This is a genomic window from Streptomyces sp. NPDC057623 (genome assembly GCF_042800355.1).
Lineage (GTDB): Bacteria > Actinomycetota > Actinomycetes > Streptomycetales > Streptomycetaceae > Streptomyces.
Map to the genome: position 1 here is coordinate 20,672 of NZ_JBHVGZ010000019.1, position 15,368 is coordinate 36,039.

Sequence of the window (15,368 nt, forward strand, 5' to 3'; positions counted from 1 at the left end):
TCCAACGTCCAGGAGGGGGGGGCGGGCGGCTACTGCGGCGGGCGCCTCATCAGAGAGCCGGCATCAGCAGCTGCACCGGAACGTCCTGCCCCTCCCACACCACACGCAGGGCAGGAGGCTTCCGCGACTGCGATGTCCCGAGCACGACGAACTCGTGAGCCCCATGCCGCTCCAGGGTGAAAGGCTCATCGAGGTAGCGCGAGACCTCAGGCACGTTCAGACAAGTGATGTTGGTCGCCACCGCGTCCCCGTAGTTGACGACCCGATACCTCTGCTTCCGCACCCACTCAATACGTAGGTCGACGCGGGGTTGAGCGGCCTCTTCCTCGGCGGCCCGACGGGTTTCTGCCTCCTGCCGTTGGAGCGCGAGCGCCCCCTCGGCAGCGACGGCCGAGCGTACAGAGGCATCGGCCGATGTAGCGGAGGCGTTCGCGCTCTTCTTTCCGTCGCCGCGCGCCTTGATGCTGACCCACAGGGCCCCGCCCGAAAGTGCAAAGGCGAACCACGCCGGCATGTCTCCCCAGTCCATGAGCGGACGATATCCACGACAGTGACCTACGTGTGCCAGGCGTCCGGCCCGCCCCGCCACTCGATCAGCGCCGACCGGACCACATCCATCTCATCGAACTCCTGGAGCCCGGCCTCCTGCATGAACCGGGCCACGTCCTGCACGGAGTACGCCCGGCCGAGGATCTTCCCGTCGACACGCACGCGCCGGCCGCCGTCCTCGTCGGGCGGGTAGATCACCACAGGCTTGTCGGAGGCCATGCGCCCAGCGTCGCCCGCCCGTAGGTCGCGCGCACGCCGGGCTACTCCTCCGCCTGGTCCTTCTTCGGCCGCGCGGTACCCGAGCCCTTGTAGCTGCGGAACACGTCCTGCACCGTGCTGAGCTTGATCCCGAGGTGGTCGGCGATCTCCCGGTAGGACATGCCGCCGCCGTCCGCCCACAGGTCGCGGATCAGCTCGCCGCGTTCCTTGGACCACTCCGGGTTCCGGCGGACCTGCTCGGCCATGATCCGGCTCTTGGCCCTCACTCGCTCCACCCGGTCGCTGATCTCCTCGACCGCCTTCAGGGCGTCCGACACGCGGCGCACCTCCTCGTCGCTCATCCCGGCCCTTTCATTCCGGTGGGCCGCTTGCCCTGGACTGTAGGGGACCCCTACAGTCGTGGGCAAGCAGCACGCGCTGCACAACAGTGAGCCCCCGACCCGGAGTTGCAGCTCCATATGGGTCGGGGGCGCCCACCTTCAACACCACGAAGAGGCAGGCATGCCCGAGCGTATCCACCAGCCCCCTGACCAGCCCAGCCCCGAGCCCGACCTGACGCCGCAGCCGTCCCTGATCGTCGCGGAGCCCGCCACGGTCCAGGCCTGCCAACAGGACTACGCCGACGCCTCCGACGTCCGCCTCCGCCTCGGCTGGACGGACGGGCAGAGCTGATGGGCGACACCTTCGGCGGCGAGTGGCACCGCCCCGGCGCGACCAGCCACAAGTGCAAGGACCGCCAGCGCGGCCACTCCCAGCGCCAGCTCCAGGAGCGCGCCTCGTACGACAACGAGCCCCAGCTCGGCTGCGGCGCCATGTTCCTGCTCTGCGTCCTCGCCGTCGCCGCGGCCCTCGGCGTCGTACTCAGCTGATCCACACCAGACCGGCCGCCCCCGCGAAATCCCCCACGCGGGGGCGGCCTCCTTTGGAGACCACCGTGAGCATGTCCCGAGCGACGCGTCAGATCGTCGTCGTACACCTCGCCGACCGAGGCATGAGCCCGACCGAGATCGCCGACGAGCTGGGCGTTTCCCGCGAAACCGTCCGCAGGGACCTCAACAGCACGCCCCCGCCCGTCGCCTCCGACGAGGCCGCCGAGACAGCCCCGGATGTGGCAGCGGATGAGCAGCCGGTGAGCGCCGACACGATCGAGATCACCGACACCATGCGCGCCAACCTCAACGTGTTCGAGCAGGCCGGGCAGACCGCCCAGGAGGCTGCCGAGTTGTGCCTCGCTGCGGTCGCGCTGTCGTACCGCGGCGCATGGAAGTTTCAGCTGTACCCCCCGGGCATGGCGCCCCAGATCGCCGTGGTGCAGCTGCGGCCGTACACGCCCGCACGACGCACCTGATGAGCACGCAGTCGTCGCCCGACGGTGACGAGCTGCGCGCCCGCGCCTACCTCCGCGCCCTCCGCGCACGCCCCTTCGGCCACCAGGAGCCACCCATGCCGCCCGAGCCCGAGAAGCGGCCGATCACACCGACCCGGATCATCCCGGCCGCCGCCCCGCTCCCCGCCAGACCACCCCAGCCAGGCGAGCGACCGCCCTGGTACCCGCCGCCCGCGCCCCCTCCCGTCGCACCGCCGCCACCGCCCGCACCGATCGAGGTACGGCACGTCCACGAAGTCCTCCTCGTCGTCCCCGACACCGAGGACGAGCCGCCCACCCTGTGGGAGCGGCTGTGGGACAAGCTGGCCACCTGGCGCATGCTCGTCGCGCTGCTGCTCGCGCTCCTGCCGTGGGCCGGGGGCAACAGCCCCGTCGGCATCTGGTCCCGCACCGTCCACCAGGCCCGCACCGAAGCCGGCATCAGCGCCGCGTACATCGTCGCCAGCGTGGCCGTCGTTGCGACGTGGGCCCTGGACCGGAGCACCGGCCGCTTCCTGCCCCGCTTCCTGTTCGTCACCGCCAGCCTCGGCGCCTTCGGCGTTCTGCACTGGTACGACCCGATCCTGCTGCTCACCGGAGTCACCCGTTGAACGCCACCTCCACGCTCACTCTCGGCGGACTCCTCGCCGCACTCGTCATCCTCACTTGCAACCTCTACCCCTGGTGGACCGGGAACCGCGAGGCCAAGCAACTCGCCGCGTTCGGCAAAGGCTTCGGGGCCGCCGCATGCGCCGCGGCCTGCCCCGGCGGCGTCCTCGGCTGGGCCCACTCCCACTCCGGCTCGGTCGGCAACGGTGCCGGCGAGCGAGCCAGCCAGGCCCTGACCGGCACGAACAGCGCCTCCGGCCTCACCTCCGGCCAGCTCGTCGGCCTTGGCACCACCGGCGCAATCATTGTCGTCATCGCCGTCACCCTCGTAGTCCTCTCCTACAAGCAGGCCGGGAAGAAGGACAAACGGCGCATCGTCGGCGGCGCCTACGTCGGCAGCACCCTGTGCCTGACCGCTGGCGTAGCGGGCGCGCTGGCGTGGCTGCCTGACGCCCTCAACGGCATCGGCGACAGCATCGCTCAGGCGTTCGAGGGTGCGGGAGCTCTGCTGTGAGCCGCCTCGTTCGGGCCGCTGACCGCCTGACCGTTGGCTCCCGCGCATACGCCCGCCGCCTGGGCGCCCGGGCGGCCGCATGGTGCGCGCGCGGCAGGCGCGACGACCTGCCCGGATGGCGCGGCGCCCTCGGCATCTTTGTCCGCCTCGGCCTCCTTGCCCTCGGCGTGTACCTCCTCGCGCGCATCGTGCGCGCCGTGCCCCACGTGATGTGGCTGCTCACCGGCTGGTGGGCGGTCGCCTCCTGGCGCGCGGGGAAGCCCTCCGACACCGCCTCGGAGGAGGCCCCCAGCGACACGCCAGCAGCGCCCGATGTGGAGACCGTCCGGACCCTCCTGCTCACCCTCATAGGGACAGGGAGCGGGGTGCACCTCCGCGCCGTCCTCGCGCACCTCCAGGAGCATGGCCAGTGGGAGGGCCGTACGGTCACCGATCTGCGCGTGCATCTGGAGCGCTTGGAGGTACCCGTCGACCGCTCCGTGAAGGTGGCCGGCACCCCGACGTGGGGGGTCCGTCGGAGGGACCTGGAGCCCCCTTCCCCGGCCGCCACCGTAGAAGCGTCTCCCGCCCCGTCTCCCGCCGCCTGACCTGCACGTCTACCGCGCCGTCTACCGCCGTCTCCCGGCCCATCTGCCCACCATCTACACCCTGTTGTCAGACCGAGAGAGGACCCTGAACCCATGACTACCGAAGCGCCCCGCCTCAAGTGGACCCGCAACGCGCTCGGCTACTACGAGGCCACCGACGCCAAGGGAGCCACGTGGACGATCGACCAGCACCCCACCGTGCCCAGCCGCCAGGGCAAGAACCCCGACTGGTCCGAGAAGTGGTGGCTGCACCCCGCTGGCCCTGAGACGCCTGAGACTCACGAGATGTGCCCAATCGTCACCCGCCGCAAGATCACCGCCCTGCACCGGCACCCGGACATCCTGCGCTACGCCGATGTCCTGGCCGCGGGCTGGGACAACGCCTGCTGGCGGATCCAGAACGGAGAGCCGCTCGCCGAGCAGGTGATGCGCCGCGGCGACCAGCACGCGCCGCTGTCCGGCCTGCTCGGCAAGCCGGTCATGATTCACCCGCAGCGGCTCCTCAACGCTGAGCTGCGCGCCAGCGACTACCAGAGGCGCGCATACGCCGCCGAGCAGGCACTGCGGGACGCTGGCCTGCCTGTCCCGGAGAGCCCTCGCCGTTCGTAGTTGCGTTCGGCGCGATCATGCCGCATCCTGGCCCCACGTCCGGCGTGCCCGGACTCGATCACTTCACCGACGGCCCTCACACAGTGGGGGCCGTTCGCGTACCCACAGGCTCCGCGCAGGGCGCTGTCCGATCACTCACACCGTGCGGGTTGCTGCTGGCCGCTCACCCTGCGCGGCCCAACGTCACAAAATGCACACAAGGGCTTTACGCTGCCCCCACCTGCCAGATGATGTCCCTTCAGGCACAACATCCCAGGGGGGACCATGCGCACCCGTACCATCGCCGCGGCACTCGCCGCAGCAGCGCTACTCACACTCACCGCCTGCGAGGGCACCGACGACAACAGCTCCAACAAGCCGGACACCACGGCCGAGGACACCAGCAGCCAGCCCAAGCAGGACACCGACACCACCGAGGCCGCCACGCCCGCGGACGACGCCGACGAGCCCGAGTCGGAAACCGCGACGCTGCCCGACCTCGCCGGCCAGGACCTCCAGGCCGCACAGGACGCAGCACAGGCAGCCGGGTTCTTCGTCCTCGACGACCAGGACGCCAGCGGCCAGAGCCGCCTCCAGGTCTTCGACCGCAACTGGACCGTGTGCAGCCAGGAGCCCGAGGCCGGCACGCACCCCACAGACACGCCCGTGACCCTGTTCGCGGTCAAGGACGACGAGAGCTGCTGAACCCCCTTCGACTGGCCCGGCTGCCCTCCCCGGTGGCCGGGCCTTCGCATGCCCGGAGGTGACCATGGCCGTCAACCGGGACAAACGACCTGTGGACGAGGACGACTACCGGCGCGTCACCGAGCTGCACGCGCTCGGCATGGGCCGCAACGCGATCGCCCGCGAGATCGGCCGCGCACAGCGCACCGTAAGCGTCATCGCCGCCGAGCTTGGCCTGTCCTTCGACACGTCGATGACCGAGGAAGCCACCGCCCATCGAGTGGCCCAACTCGCTGCGCTCCGTGCCGACACCGCCCTGGACCTCCACCTCGACGCGCTCAAGCTCACCCAGCAGATGTGGGAGCCCGCGCAGGTCTTCAACTTCGGAGGCAAGGACAACACCTTCGCCTCCCGCGAGGTCGCCGAGCCGCCGGCCGCCGACAAGAAGTCCCTCATGACCGCGGCCGGGATCGCCCTGGAGAAGTCCCTCAAGCTCGTCCCGCCTGCGGACGACGCCGGCGCCGACGACGCCCGCTCGATGCTCGGTCAGCTCATGGTCGGCCTCAAGGCCGCGTACGACCAGGCCGTCAGCGAGGAGGGCGGTACCGGCGAGGAGGCGGAGGGTGAGTCTCCTTGATGCGCTGCCGCTGTCCCGCAAGCAGATCATCTCCGTCGTTCAGGCGGAGGCGCGGATCAACGCCTGGGAGGGCAGCGTCCGTTCGGGGAAGACGATCGCCTCGCTGCTCCGCTGGCTGATCTTCGTCGCAAATGCCCCGACCGGTGGCGAGCTGGTGATGGTGGGGCGCACCCGGGACTCGCTGTACCGGAACGTCATCGCGCCACTGACCAACCTGGAGATCTTCGGGAAGCTGGCCAAGCAGGTCGACTACAACCCTGGCGCCCCGATCGCGATCATCATGGGCCGGATCGTGCACGTCATGGGCGCCAACGACGCCAAGGCCGAACCCAAGGTCCGCGGCATGACCTGTGCAGGGGCCTACGTCGACGAGGCCACCACCCTGCCCCAGACGTTCTTCGACCAGCTGGTCGCGCGCTGCTCCGTCAAGGGCGCGAAGATCTTCACGACGACCAACCCGGACAACCCGGCCCACTGGTTCCGCCGCGACTACCTGAAGCGGCCGGCCGAGACCCGGCTCCGCTCGTGGCACTTCACGCTGGACGACAATCCGTATCTGGACCCCGAGTACGTCGCCTCGCTCAAGTCGACGTACGTGGGCCTGTTCTACCGGCGGAACATCCTCGGTCACTGGGTGCAGGCCGAAGGCGCGATCTACGAGGCGTTCGACGAGCAGCGCCACGTCGTCGACGACCTGCCGCACATCACACGCTGGCTGTGCGACGCGATCGACTACGGCACCACCAACCCGTACGCAGACCTGCTGATCGGCCTCGGAGCCGACCAGCGGCTGTACGTCGTCTCGGAGTACCGGTGGGACTCCCGCGCCCAACGGCGCAAGAAGACCGACCTTGAGTACAGCCAGGCCCGCAAGCACTGGCTCGCCTCCGTCGCGCAGCCGAAGACCAACGTGCTCGGCGTCCACCCGGAGTTCACAGTCGTCGACCCCTCGGCCGCCTCGTACATCGAGCAGCTGCACCGCGACGGCGTCTCCGGCGTCACCCCGGCTGAGAACACCGTGGTGGACGGCATCCGCACGGTGTCCTCGCTGTTCGCGGGTGACCGGCTGCGCGTGCACCCGTCGGCGCGCGGGCTGATCGAGGAACTCCCGGGCTACTCCTGGGACGACGAGGCAGCGGAGAAGGGCGAGGACAAGCCCATCAAGATCGACGACCACTCGTGCGACGCGCTGCGGTACGGCGTCCGTACGACCGAGGCCCTGTGGCGGCCGCACATCCCGATGCTCCTGGAGGTGGCCGCCTGATGCCCGGCACGTTCGACATCCCGATCTACCTCCGCATCGGCAACGGCACCGAGACAGAAGTCGGCCAAGTCGTCCTCAACATCGACGGCGACGGCACGGTGACCATGACCACCTCCGACATCGCAGCCGCACTACGAGCGACGGCGGACGCCATGGAGGCCAGCGCGAAGGAGGCGGACGATGCCGCTCCCAACGGGTGACAAGCCGTGGCCACCGGTCGATGACCGCGTCCAGCACGCCCTCGCCGACTGGGACGCCTGGTACTCCAGCGAGCCCGACCGCCTCGAAGCTCGCTACTCCGGCCGCGGCTACCGCGAGGCAGTCGACCGGCCCTCGCAGCACCGTGGCGGTGTCGTCGGCCGCCTGGCCCGCTGGTTCTGGGGACAGCCCACCCCGGAGGGCGAGAAGCGCGACAAGATCCACGTGCCCCTGGCGGGAGACATCGCGCGCACCTCGTCGGAGCTGCTGTTTTCCGAGCCGCCCAAGCTCCTCGCCCCCGAGGGCGCCAGCGACGCCACGCAGGACGCCCTGGACGCGCTCATGGAAAACGGACTTCAGCCGACCCTCCTGGAGGCCGGGGAGATCTGCGCAGCGCTCGGCGGCGCATACCTGCGCGTTGTCTGGGACGACGAGGTGTCGGACCGGCCTTGGATCGACACCGTGGCTGCCGACCGCGCGGTCCCGGAGTTCCGGTACGGGCGCCTCGTCGCAGTCACTTTCTGGACCGTCCTGGAGGCCGAAGGCCGCAACGACCAGCGCGTGTTCAGGCACCTGGAGCGCCACGAGAAGGGCCGCATATTCCACGGGCTGTACGAGGGCTCCTCGACCACCCTGGGCGCTGTACGGCCGCTCGCCGACCACCCCGAGACGGCGCCGCTCGCCGCGATGGTCGACGAGGAGGGAGGCCTCGACACCGGCGCCCCCGACCACCTCACCGCCGCGTGCGTCCCCAATGTGCGACCCGCCCGGGCCTGGAGGCACATCCCGACCGCCGCCTACTGGGGGCAGTCGGACTTCCAGGGCATCGAAGGCCTGATGGACCAACTCGACGAGACCTACTCGTCGTGGATGCGGGACGTGCAGAACGGCAAGGGCCGCATCGTCGTCCCCAACTCAATGCTGGAGTCCCTCGGCCCCGGCCAGGGCGCGGCATGGAGCGAGGAACGCCGGGTCTACGCGGGGCTCAACATGCTCCAGCGGCCCGGCGACCCCAGCCCGTTGACCGTGGTCCAATTCGCCATCCGCGTCCAGGAGCACCGCGACACCTGCGCCGAGCTGACCGAGCAAGCCGTACGACAGGCCGGCTACTCCGCGAGCACGTTCGGGGAGACCGGGGACGGAGCCGCGGTCACCGCGACCGAGATACGCGCGCGCGAGCGCCGCAGCATGGGCACGCGCTCGCGTAAGGCCCTGTACTGGGGCCCGGCGCTCGCCAACATCACGGCCGCGCTCCTGGCCGTGCAGGCGGGCGACCGGTTCCATGTCACCGGCCTGGACCTGGAGCCGCCGAAGGTGGAGTTCCAGGACTCGATCAGCGAAGGCCCGACCGAGTTGGCCACCACGGCCGAGCTGCTGCGCCGCGCCGAGGCCGCGTCCACGGACACGCTGGTGCGGATGATGCACCCGGACTGGGACGACAAGCAGGTCACCGCCGAGGTCGACGCGATCCTTGGCGAGTCCGGACGGGCGGTCGCCGACCCAACGCAGACCGGAGCCGAAGGCGAGGGGGTGCCATCGGATGCCGGTTTCCCCAGCGATGGCGGAGGACCTGGCGACTGAGGTCGCACGCCTCTACGAGGACGCCGAGGCATCGCTCCTGGAGCGCATGGCCGCGGCTCTGGAGGCCGATCTCGAAAGCCCGCTGTGGGCGGAACTCAAGCTCGCCGCGATCGGCAACCTCCGGCAGGCCGTGGAGACGGTCGCCGAGGCGCTGCAGCAGGACACCGACGGCAAGGTCCGCGGGGCTCTGATCGAGGCGTACAACCGCGGCCGCCAGGCCGCCGTCGCCGAGCTGGGCGCGCTCGACATCGGGCGGGAGCTCGTCGCGCGGCAGACCCTGCCGAATGCGCCGGCCGTTGACCGGCTGGCGGCATCGATGGCGGAGGACACCCGGCCGGTGTACCAGCGCATCACGCGGGCTGTGGTGGACGGTTACCGGCGCATCGTCGCCCGGGTGTCCGGTGGGGTGCTGCTGGGCACGGTGACGCGCCGACAGGCCGCTCAGCGGGCCCTGGACCAGTTCGCAGCGCGCGGCATCACCGGCTTTGTCGACCGGGCCGGACGGTCGTGGGACATGGCGTCGTACGCCGAGATGGCCGTCCGCTCGGTCACTGCTCGCGCCGCTGTGGAGGGCCACATCGACGCGCTCGCCGAGATCGGCGTGGGCCTCGTCATTGTGTCCGACGCCCCGCTGGAATGCCCCCTGTGCGCGCAGTGGGAGGGCGAAGTCCTCACCCTCTCCGGGCCGCCCGGACCGCAGTCGCTGCGCATGGAGCACACGATCCAGCCGAGCGGACTGGTCACGCCCACGCGCACGCTCGTCGTCCACGTCGCCGGGTCGCTGGTGGAAGCTCGCGCAGCCGGGCTGTTCCACCCGAACTGCCGGCACTCCTTGGCCGCTTACCTGCCGGGCGTGACGACCCGGCCGCCGCACCACCCGACGCCGGGCACGACGTACGAGGACACGCAGCGGCAGCGGGAGATCGAGCGGCACATCCGGGCGTGGAAGCGCCGCCAGGCCGCCGCGATGGACGAGCAGCAGCGGCGCCGCGCGGGCGTGTACGTCCGCAAGTGGCAGGCCACCATGCGCGAGCACCTCGCCACGCACCCGGACCTTCGCCGCAAGTCGCAGCGCGAGCAGATCGGCGCCGCCCGCTAGGTGCCCCACAGACCCCCGGCACCCGCCGCACGGCGACCGCCGGATATCCCGCATGGGAGATCAACATGCAGGTCCCTTTCAAGCACCCGCTGGCAACTCACGCAGCGGGCACCGTCCTTGGCCAGCGTCGCAACGGCTCGCCGATCTACGCCATCGCGGGTGGCAACGGCGAGGGCGAAGGCGGCTCCGGATCCGGCGCGAACGGCGGCGGTGACGGCGGCGCAGGCGATGGAGGCCAGGGCGGAGACGGCTCCGGCACTCAAGGCGCCGGCCAGGGCGGGCACGGTTCCGGTAACGGTTCCGGGGCAGCTGGTGGACAGTCTGGTGCAGGCTCCGGCGACGGGGACGGCACGGACTGGAAGGCCGAGGCCCGCAAGTGGGAGAAGCGCGCCAAGGCCCACGGCACCGAGCTGGACACGCTCCGGGCCGCGAACATGAGCGAGCAGGAGAAGGCAGTCTCCGAGGCGGAGAAGAAGGGCCGCACGGCCGCCGCCACTGAGTACGGCCAGAAGCTCGCTGGCGCTGAGTTCCGCGCAGCTGTCGCCGCGGCCGGGCTGGACCTCGGCGAGGCCGCCGAGCTCATCGACGTGAACCGCTTCGTCGGCGAGGACGGCGAGGTCAACGTCGCCGCCATCAAGTCGGCCGTCACCAAGCTCGCCAAGCTCGCCCCCGCACGGGGCGCGGGCCGCTCCGGCGGAGACATGGGCGGCGGAGGCGGCTCCGGCGACCAGGGCGGCTCCATCGACAAGCAGATCGAGACCGCGACCAAGGCCCGCAACTTCGCCGAAGTCGTACGACTCAAGCGGCTCAAGGCCGCACAGACCACGTAAGGAGTAGGCCATGGCCGGCATCACCGGAATGGGCACCACCTTCAACCTCCCCAACTACGCCGGGGAACTCTTCGCGATCACGCCGGAGGACACCCCGTTCCTGTCGGCCATCGGCGGGCTCACGGGCGGTGGCATGACCACCAGCCAGGAGTTCGAGTGGCAGACCTTCGACCTGCGCGACCCGGCGCAGCGCACCAAGGTGGAGGGCGCGGCCGCGCCGTCCGCCGAGGAGCGGGTGCGGGCGAACGTCCGCAACGTCGTCCAGATCCACCAGGAGAAGGTCTCCGTCTCCTACACCAAGCAGGCCGCCATCGGCGCGCTCGCGACGCCTGGGGCTGCGCCGTTCCGTGGCGTGGACGGGTCGAACCCGGTCTCCAACGAGATGGACTGGCAGATCGCTCAGGCGCTCAAGTCCATCGCACTGGACGTCAACTTCAGCTTCCTCAACGGCGAGTTCGCCAACCCGACGACCAACGCGACGGCCCGGAAGACCAAGGGCATCCTCGAAGCGATCGTGACGAACCGGATCGCCCGGGGCACGACCGTCACGGGCGCGACGTCGGCGACGGACACGATCACCTCTACCGGGCACGGCCTGTCCGACGGCGACAAGATCGTGTTCCGGGACACGGGCGACGCGACCGGCATCGTCGCCGGCCGGGTCTACTTCGTGGACGCGGTCGACGCGAACACCTTCAAGGTGTCCGCCACGTCCGGCGGTACGGCGATCACGCTGGGCACCGCGACGGGCATCTCCTACACGGTGCCGTGGTCGACGGCCCTGGCGACCAGCCACATCGACGACCTGATCCAGCTCGCCTACGACAACGGCGGCGTCTCCGAGCAGGAGACCGCGGTCATCGTGACGAACTCGATCCAGAAGCGGGCGATCACGAAGGCCTACGCGGACGCGTACGGCAAGTCCGTCATGGTCACCGAGGCCAACCGCAACGTCGGCGGCGTCAACGTCCAGACCATCGAAACCGACTTCGGCCGGTTCGGGATCATGCTGGACCGGCACATGCCCCAGGACACCATCCTGGTGGCATCGCTGGAGCAGCTGATGCCGGTCATGCTGAACATCCCCGGCAAGGGCGTCATGTTCGAGGAGCCCCTCGCCAAGACGGGAGCCTCGGACGAGGTCCAGCTGTACGGGGAGATCGGCCTGAAGTTCGGCAACGAGCGCGCGCACGCCGTGCAGAACGGGCTGGTGGTGTGACGTGGCGGTCTACGAGCGAGGCTCAGGCGCGCACATCGCCGAGCGGGTGCAGCCCGTTCCGGGCAGCGAGGAGGCCGAGCGGTACGCCGCCCTGGCCGACGATCCCGCGTCCGGATGGCGCTGCGTCGAACCCGACCCCGAGCCGGAGCCGGAGCCGACCGTCCTGGAGCGGCCGGCCAAGTCGGCGTCCAAGGCGGACTGGAAGGCCTACGCCGTCCAGGAAGGCATGGACGAGGCCGAGGCAGACGCGGCCACGCGCGACGAGCTGGCCGCGAAGTACGCGGACGGAGGCGATGACTGATGGCCCTCACCCGCACGCGGGTGGAGGTCAAGCTGACCGCCACCCAGACCAAGCCCGATGACCTGTCCGTCCCGCAGGACGCGATCGAGTACCTCAAGGCCCTGTCCTTCACGGACGGGGCCGGCGCGGGTGCGGCGAACCTTGTGTTCCACGACAAGCGCACCCTCGCCGCTTCGGCGACGGAGAACCTGGACCTGGCCGGGGTCCTCAGCGACAAGTTCGGCACCGCGCTCACGTTCGCCCGGATCAAGGCCGTGCTCGTCGTGGCGGCCGCGGCGAACACGAACAACGTCCAGGTGACCCAGCCCGCGGCCAACGGCGTCCCAGGCGTCTTCCTGGCCGCAGGAGACGGCGTCTCCGTGCAGCCCGGCGGCGCGTTCCTGTGGGTGGCCCCGAGCGCCGCTGGCGCTGTGGTCACCGCAGGCACCGGGGACCTGCTGACGGCGACCAACAGCGCGGCCGGTACGTCGGTGACGTACGACGTGCTGATCCTCGGCGCGGCGACGTAAGGGGGCCCCGGTGGCTCGGATCTACGCCACATCGGCGGACTACGAGACCTTCACCGGGCAGACCTCACCGTCGGACATCACCGTGCTCCTGGCCGACGCTACGAGGATGCTGGAGGCGAACGTTTTCCGCCTGTGCCTCTTCGAGGCCGACGAGGACGGCTACCCCTCCAACACCCTCGTACGGGACGCGTTCCGCGACGCGGTGTGCGCCCAGGTGCGGTGGTTCGACGACGTTGGGGACTCCACGGGGGCCTCCGCGGTCGGGTGGGGCAGCGTGCGGCTCGGCTCCGCGCAGCTGTCCCGCTCGGTGACCTCCGTGTCGGGGGGATCATCCCCTGCCCGAGAGGTCGCCCCCGCGGTCTGGGACGTGCTCCAGGCCCCGGACCTCACCCCAGACATCTTCACGCTGGGGGCGGTGACGCAGACGTGAAGCTCCCCGGCATGTGGCTGCGCCACACCGTGATCGTTGAGCCGTACGAGGGCAACAGCGCGGTCGGGCCGCTCTACGGCGAGCCGGTCACGGTGCGGTGCTTCCTCGAGGAGAAGAACCGGCTCGTGCGCGCGCCGGACGGACGCGAGGTCACCAGCTCGTCCACCATCTACTGCCGACTCGACGCAGTCGACGCCCCACCAGAGTCCAAGGTGACGCTGTCCGACGGCCGCCAGACGACGGTCATCGACCAGGCCCGGCACGACGGCGGCGGACTCCCCCTCCCGGACCACATCGAAGTGCAGCTCGAATAGGAGGTGGCCACCGTGCAGTACACGCGCTTCAGCTTCAACGGCCGCCGCCAGTGGACCACGCGCGGACGGCGCCTCGCATCGGACGGGCTGCGGCGCGGCCTGGAGCACGTGCTCGCCGAGTCCCGGAAGATCGTCCCCTTGGACGAGGGCACGTTGGAGCGTTCCGGCCGGGTCGACGTCGACGGCCTGAACGGGGCGGTGTCGTACGACACCGTGTACGCGCGCCGCCAGCACGAGGAACTGACCTGGAAGCACTTGCCGGGCCGGTCGGCGAAGTACCTGGAGATCCCGATGAATCGGGAGCGGGACGTCGTCCTGCGGCTGATGGCGGTGGACCTGCGGAGGTGGCTCCGTGGCTGACCTCCTGGACGGCCTCGCCCGCCACCTCCACGACAGGCAACTCGTCTCGTACCAGACGGCCTCGGCTGAGGGTGACTGCTTCCTGGAGGCGATGCCGCAGACGCCAGATGAGGCGGTCGTGCTGTCGACGTACGACGACGGCCGTGAGCCGGACAGCCGTCTCGGCTACGACGAGCCACGCGTCCAGGTGCGCGTTCGTGGGACGAAAGATCCGCGCGTGTCCCGGGAGCGGTGCAAGGCTATCTACGCCGAGCTGCACGGCCTCGGCCCCGTGACGCTGCCGGACGGCACCGAACTCATCCTGTCCGTCGCCCTCCAGAACGGCCCGGCGACGATCGGCACGGACGAGAACGGCCGGCACGAGCACGTCTGCAACTTCCGCATGGAGCACCGCTCCGTCACGACGCACCGCGTCTGACCCAACTCCCCTTTTCCAGCCCGGGCGGTCAGCGCTGCGGGCATTCGTCATGCCCGGAGGAGACATGGCAGCGATCAAGTACAACGCCCGCGATGTGGAGTTCGAGATCGAGGACTTCAACACCCCGGGCACCTGGGTTGCCCTCGCGACCGCCCAGGGCGGCTCCGGCGAGGGTGGCATCAACACCTTCAGCGTGGGCCACGAGTACGAGACGACCGACACGACCACGTTCGCCAGTGCGGGCCGTGCCGAGTCGCAGAACATGCAGGAGGGCAAGACCCTCACCCTGGAGGGCTTCCGCCTGAAGGACCCGGTAACCGGCGCCCTGGACCCTGGGATGGCGCTCGTCGAAGCTCAGGCCGCACGCCTCGGCGAGGACTCCCTCGTCGGCTTCCGCTTCGCCGCGCCGGGCGATGCGAACTGGACGGTGTGGGCGAACGCGCACTTCCAGCTCGGCGACTCCGGCGGCGGCAACAACGACAAGGTCGGCTGGTCCGTCACCGTGACCCGCTCCGGCCCCGACACCACCGCGGCCAAGTCGTGACGGCGAGGAACGCCCACGAGTCGTGGGACGCGTTCTGGGCCGAGGTGTCCGGCGGCCGTACCGAGGTCATCCGCGGTGTCGAGGTCACGGTGCCCACGGACTTCCCGCTCGGCTTCGAGGCCCAGCTCAGAGAACTCAAGGGCCTCGGCGAGGACTCGCAGGTGGAGGAGTTCGAGCAGCTCGTCAGCCCGCTGTTCGGGGAGGGCGTCTTCGGCCAGTGGGTCGAGGCCGGGATGGGCGCGACGGAGTTCGTCACGGTCATCACGTGGGGCTTCGCGCAGGCCAAGGGGCAGGACATCTCGTTCCGCGAGGCGTATGAGATCGCGACGAGCGCTGGCCTGGGAAAAGCGGGGGGCGCGAACCGGGCGACGCGGCGAGCGGCGAAGAAGACCGCCACGAGTTCGCGATCCGCCACTGGTGGTGGGCGGTCGAAGCCGACTTCGCGCGCGAGTACCGGCTCGGCCCGCAAGACATCGCAGCGCTGACCCGGCGCCGCTTCCTCAACCTCCTCACCGGCCTGAGCCCCGAGGCCATCTTCCGCAAGGTCG

Annotated in this window: 26 protein-coding genes; 23 read left to right on the forward strand and 3 right to left on the reverse strand. The window is 70.4% G+C overall.

Features of this window, described 5'->3' with window-relative positions; all coding sequences use genetic code 11:
- Window positions 1-49 precede the first annotated feature (49 nt).
- Genes ACFU95_RS20915 through ACFU95_RS20925 form a run of 3 tightly spaced genes read right to left on the reverse strand, consistent with a single transcriptional unit; the run spans window position 50 to window position 1,109 of the window.
- Window positions 50-529, reverse strand: a complete 480-nt coding sequence (locus ACFU95_RS20915) for a hypothetical protein (RefSeq protein WP_383829520.1) — start codon at window positions 527-529, stop codon at window positions 50-52.
- Window positions 530-555: 26 nt separating this feature from the next.
- Window positions 556-768 carry a hypothetical protein gene (locus tag ACFU95_RS20920; RefSeq protein WP_383829523.1) on the reverse strand — a complete coding sequence of 71 codons (213 nt, stop codon included), beginning with the start codon at window positions 766-768 and terminating at the stop codon, window positions 556-558.
- 41 nt (window positions 769-809) lie between these two features.
- The gene (locus ACFU95_RS20925; protein ID WP_383829526.1) at window positions 810-1,109 is read right to left on the reverse strand and encodes a helix-turn-helix domain-containing protein; all 300 of its coding nucleotides are present in this window, start codon (window positions 1,107-1,109) and stop codon (window positions 810-812) included.
- A gap of 160 nt (window positions 1,110-1,269) precedes the next feature.
- Here ACFU95_RS20925 and ACFU95_RS20930 point away from each other — a divergent pair, with 160 nt between their 5' ends.
- The 23 genes from ACFU95_RS20930 (at window position 1,270) to ACFU95_RS21040 (ending at window position 15,305) form a co-directional block, all read left to right on the forward strand.
- Window positions 1,270-1,440 (forward strand): hypothetical protein, encoded by a 171-nt coding sequence (locus tag ACFU95_RS20930; RefSeq protein WP_383829529.1) that lies wholly within the window; start codon window positions 1,270-1,272, stop codon window positions 1,438-1,440.
- Window positions 1,440-1,637 carry a hypothetical protein gene (locus ACFU95_RS20935; RefSeq protein WP_383829532.1) on the forward strand — a complete coding sequence of 66 codons (198 nt, stop codon included), beginning with the start codon at window positions 1,440-1,442 and terminating at the stop codon, window positions 1,635-1,637. Before ACFU95_RS20930 ends, ACFU95_RS20935 begins: the two co-directional genes overlap by 1 nt.
- 71 nt (window positions 1,638-1,708) lie before the next feature.
- Entirely contained in the window at window positions 1,709-2,116 is a 408-nt protein-coding gene (locus ACFU95_RS20940) for a helix-turn-helix domain-containing protein (RefSeq protein WP_383829847.1), read from the forward strand.
- A complete protein-coding gene (locus ACFU95_RS20945) occupies window positions 2,116-2,745 on the forward strand; it encodes a hypothetical protein (RefSeq protein WP_383829534.1) in 630 nt (209 codons plus the stop codon). Before ACFU95_RS20940 ends, ACFU95_RS20945 begins: the two co-directional genes overlap by 1 nt.
- The gene (locus ACFU95_RS20950; protein WP_383829537.1) at window positions 2,742-3,257 is read left to right on the forward strand and encodes a hypothetical protein; all 516 of its coding nucleotides are present in this window, start codon (window positions 2,742-2,744) and stop codon (window positions 3,255-3,257) included. Before ACFU95_RS20945 ends, ACFU95_RS20950 begins: the two co-directional genes overlap by 4 nt.
- A complete protein-coding gene (locus tag ACFU95_RS20955; protein ID WP_383829540.1) occupies window positions 3,254-3,844 on the forward strand; it encodes a hypothetical protein in 591 nt (196 codons plus the stop codon). The genes ACFU95_RS20950 and ACFU95_RS20955 overlap by 4 nt, the downstream gene beginning before the upstream one ends.
- A 93-nt stretch (window positions 3,845-3,937) precedes the next feature.
- Window positions 3,938-4,453, forward strand: coding sequence for a hypothetical protein (locus ACFU95_RS20960; protein ID WP_383829542.1), 516 nt, complete (start codon window positions 3,938-3,940; stop codon window positions 4,451-4,453).
- 264 nt (window positions 4,454-4,717) lie between these two features.
- Window positions 4,718-5,137 carry a hypothetical protein gene (locus ACFU95_RS20965; protein WP_383829545.1) on the forward strand — a complete coding sequence of 140 codons (420 nt, stop codon included), beginning with the start codon at window positions 4,718-4,720 and terminating at the stop codon, window positions 5,135-5,137.
- Between the two features lie 64 nt (window positions 5,138-5,201).
- Window positions 5,202-5,753 carry a hypothetical protein gene (locus ACFU95_RS20970; RefSeq protein WP_383829548.1) on the forward strand — a complete coding sequence of 184 codons (552 nt, stop codon included), beginning with the start codon at window positions 5,202-5,204 and terminating at the stop codon, window positions 5,751-5,753.
- Entirely contained in the window at window positions 5,740-7,017 is a 1,278-nt protein-coding gene (locus ACFU95_RS20975; protein WP_383829551.1) for a PBSX family phage terminase large subunit, read from the forward strand. The genes ACFU95_RS20970 and ACFU95_RS20975 overlap by 14 nt, the downstream gene beginning before the upstream one ends.
- Window positions 7,017-7,217: a hypothetical protein gene (locus ACFU95_RS20980; RefSeq protein WP_383829554.1), complete on the forward strand. Its 201-nt coding sequence runs from the start codon at window positions 7,017-7,019 to the stop codon at window positions 7,215-7,217. The genes ACFU95_RS20975 and ACFU95_RS20980 overlap by 1 nt, the downstream gene beginning before the upstream one ends.
- Window positions 7,198-8,796 (forward strand): phage portal protein, encoded by a 1,599-nt coding sequence (locus tag ACFU95_RS20985; protein WP_383829557.1) that lies wholly within the window; start codon window positions 7,198-7,200, stop codon window positions 8,794-8,796. The genes ACFU95_RS20980 and ACFU95_RS20985 overlap by 20 nt, the downstream gene beginning before the upstream one ends.
- A complete protein-coding gene (locus tag ACFU95_RS20990; protein WP_383829560.1) occupies window positions 8,756-9,895 on the forward strand; it encodes a phage minor capsid protein in 1,140 nt (379 codons plus the stop codon). Before ACFU95_RS20985 ends, ACFU95_RS20990 begins: the two co-directional genes overlap by 41 nt.
- A gap of 65 nt (window positions 9,896-9,960) precedes the next feature.
- Window positions 9,961-10,725 (forward strand): hypothetical protein, encoded by a 765-nt coding sequence (locus ACFU95_RS20995; RefSeq protein ID WP_383829563.1) that lies wholly within the window; start codon window positions 9,961-9,963, stop codon window positions 10,723-10,725.
- A gap of 10 nt (window positions 10,726-10,735) precedes the next feature.
- Window positions 10,736-11,944 (forward strand): DUF5309 family protein, encoded by a 1,209-nt coding sequence (locus ACFU95_RS21000; RefSeq protein WP_383829566.1) that lies wholly within the window; start codon window positions 10,736-10,738, stop codon window positions 11,942-11,944.
- A gap of 1 nt (window position 11,945) precedes the next feature.
- A complete protein-coding gene (locus tag ACFU95_RS21005) occupies window positions 11,946-12,245 on the forward strand; it encodes a hypothetical protein (protein WP_383829569.1) in 300 nt (99 codons plus the stop codon).
- Window positions 12,245-12,754, forward strand: a complete 510-nt coding sequence (locus ACFU95_RS21010) for a hypothetical protein (protein ID WP_383829572.1) — start codon at window positions 12,245-12,247, stop codon at window positions 12,752-12,754. Before ACFU95_RS21005 ends, ACFU95_RS21010 begins: the two co-directional genes overlap by 1 nt.
- Before the next feature lie 10 nt (window positions 12,755-12,764).
- On the forward strand, window positions 12,765-13,184 hold the full coding sequence (locus ACFU95_RS21015) for a hypothetical protein (protein ID WP_383829574.1): 420 nt from the start codon (window positions 12,765-12,767) through the stop codon (window positions 13,182-13,184).
- Entirely contained in the window at window positions 13,181-13,498 is a 318-nt protein-coding gene (locus tag ACFU95_RS21020) for a hypothetical protein (RefSeq protein WP_383829577.1), read from the forward strand. The genes ACFU95_RS21015 and ACFU95_RS21020 overlap by 4 nt, the downstream gene beginning before the upstream one ends.
- 12 nt (window positions 13,499-13,510) lie before the next feature.
- Window positions 13,511-13,858: a minor capsid protein gene (locus ACFU95_RS21025; protein ID WP_383829580.1), complete on the forward strand. Its 348-nt coding sequence runs from the start codon at window positions 13,511-13,513 to the stop codon at window positions 13,856-13,858.
- On the forward strand, window positions 13,851-14,276 hold the full coding sequence (locus tag ACFU95_RS21030; protein WP_383829583.1) for a minor capsid protein: 426 nt from the start codon (window positions 13,851-13,853) through the stop codon (window positions 14,274-14,276). The genes ACFU95_RS21025 and ACFU95_RS21030 overlap by 8 nt, the downstream gene beginning before the upstream one ends.
- 64 nt (window positions 14,277-14,340) lie before the next feature.
- The gene (locus tag ACFU95_RS21035; RefSeq protein WP_383829586.1) at window positions 14,341-14,820 is read left to right on the forward strand and encodes a phage tail tube protein; all 480 of its coding nucleotides are present in this window, start codon (window positions 14,341-14,343) and stop codon (window positions 14,818-14,820) included.
- Window positions 14,817-15,305: a hypothetical protein gene (locus ACFU95_RS21040; protein WP_383829589.1), complete on the forward strand. Its 489-nt coding sequence runs from the start codon at window positions 14,817-14,819 to the stop codon at window positions 15,303-15,305. The genes ACFU95_RS21035 and ACFU95_RS21040 overlap by 4 nt, the downstream gene beginning before the upstream one ends.
- The last annotated feature ends 63 nt before the right edge of the window (window positions 15,306-15,368 follow it).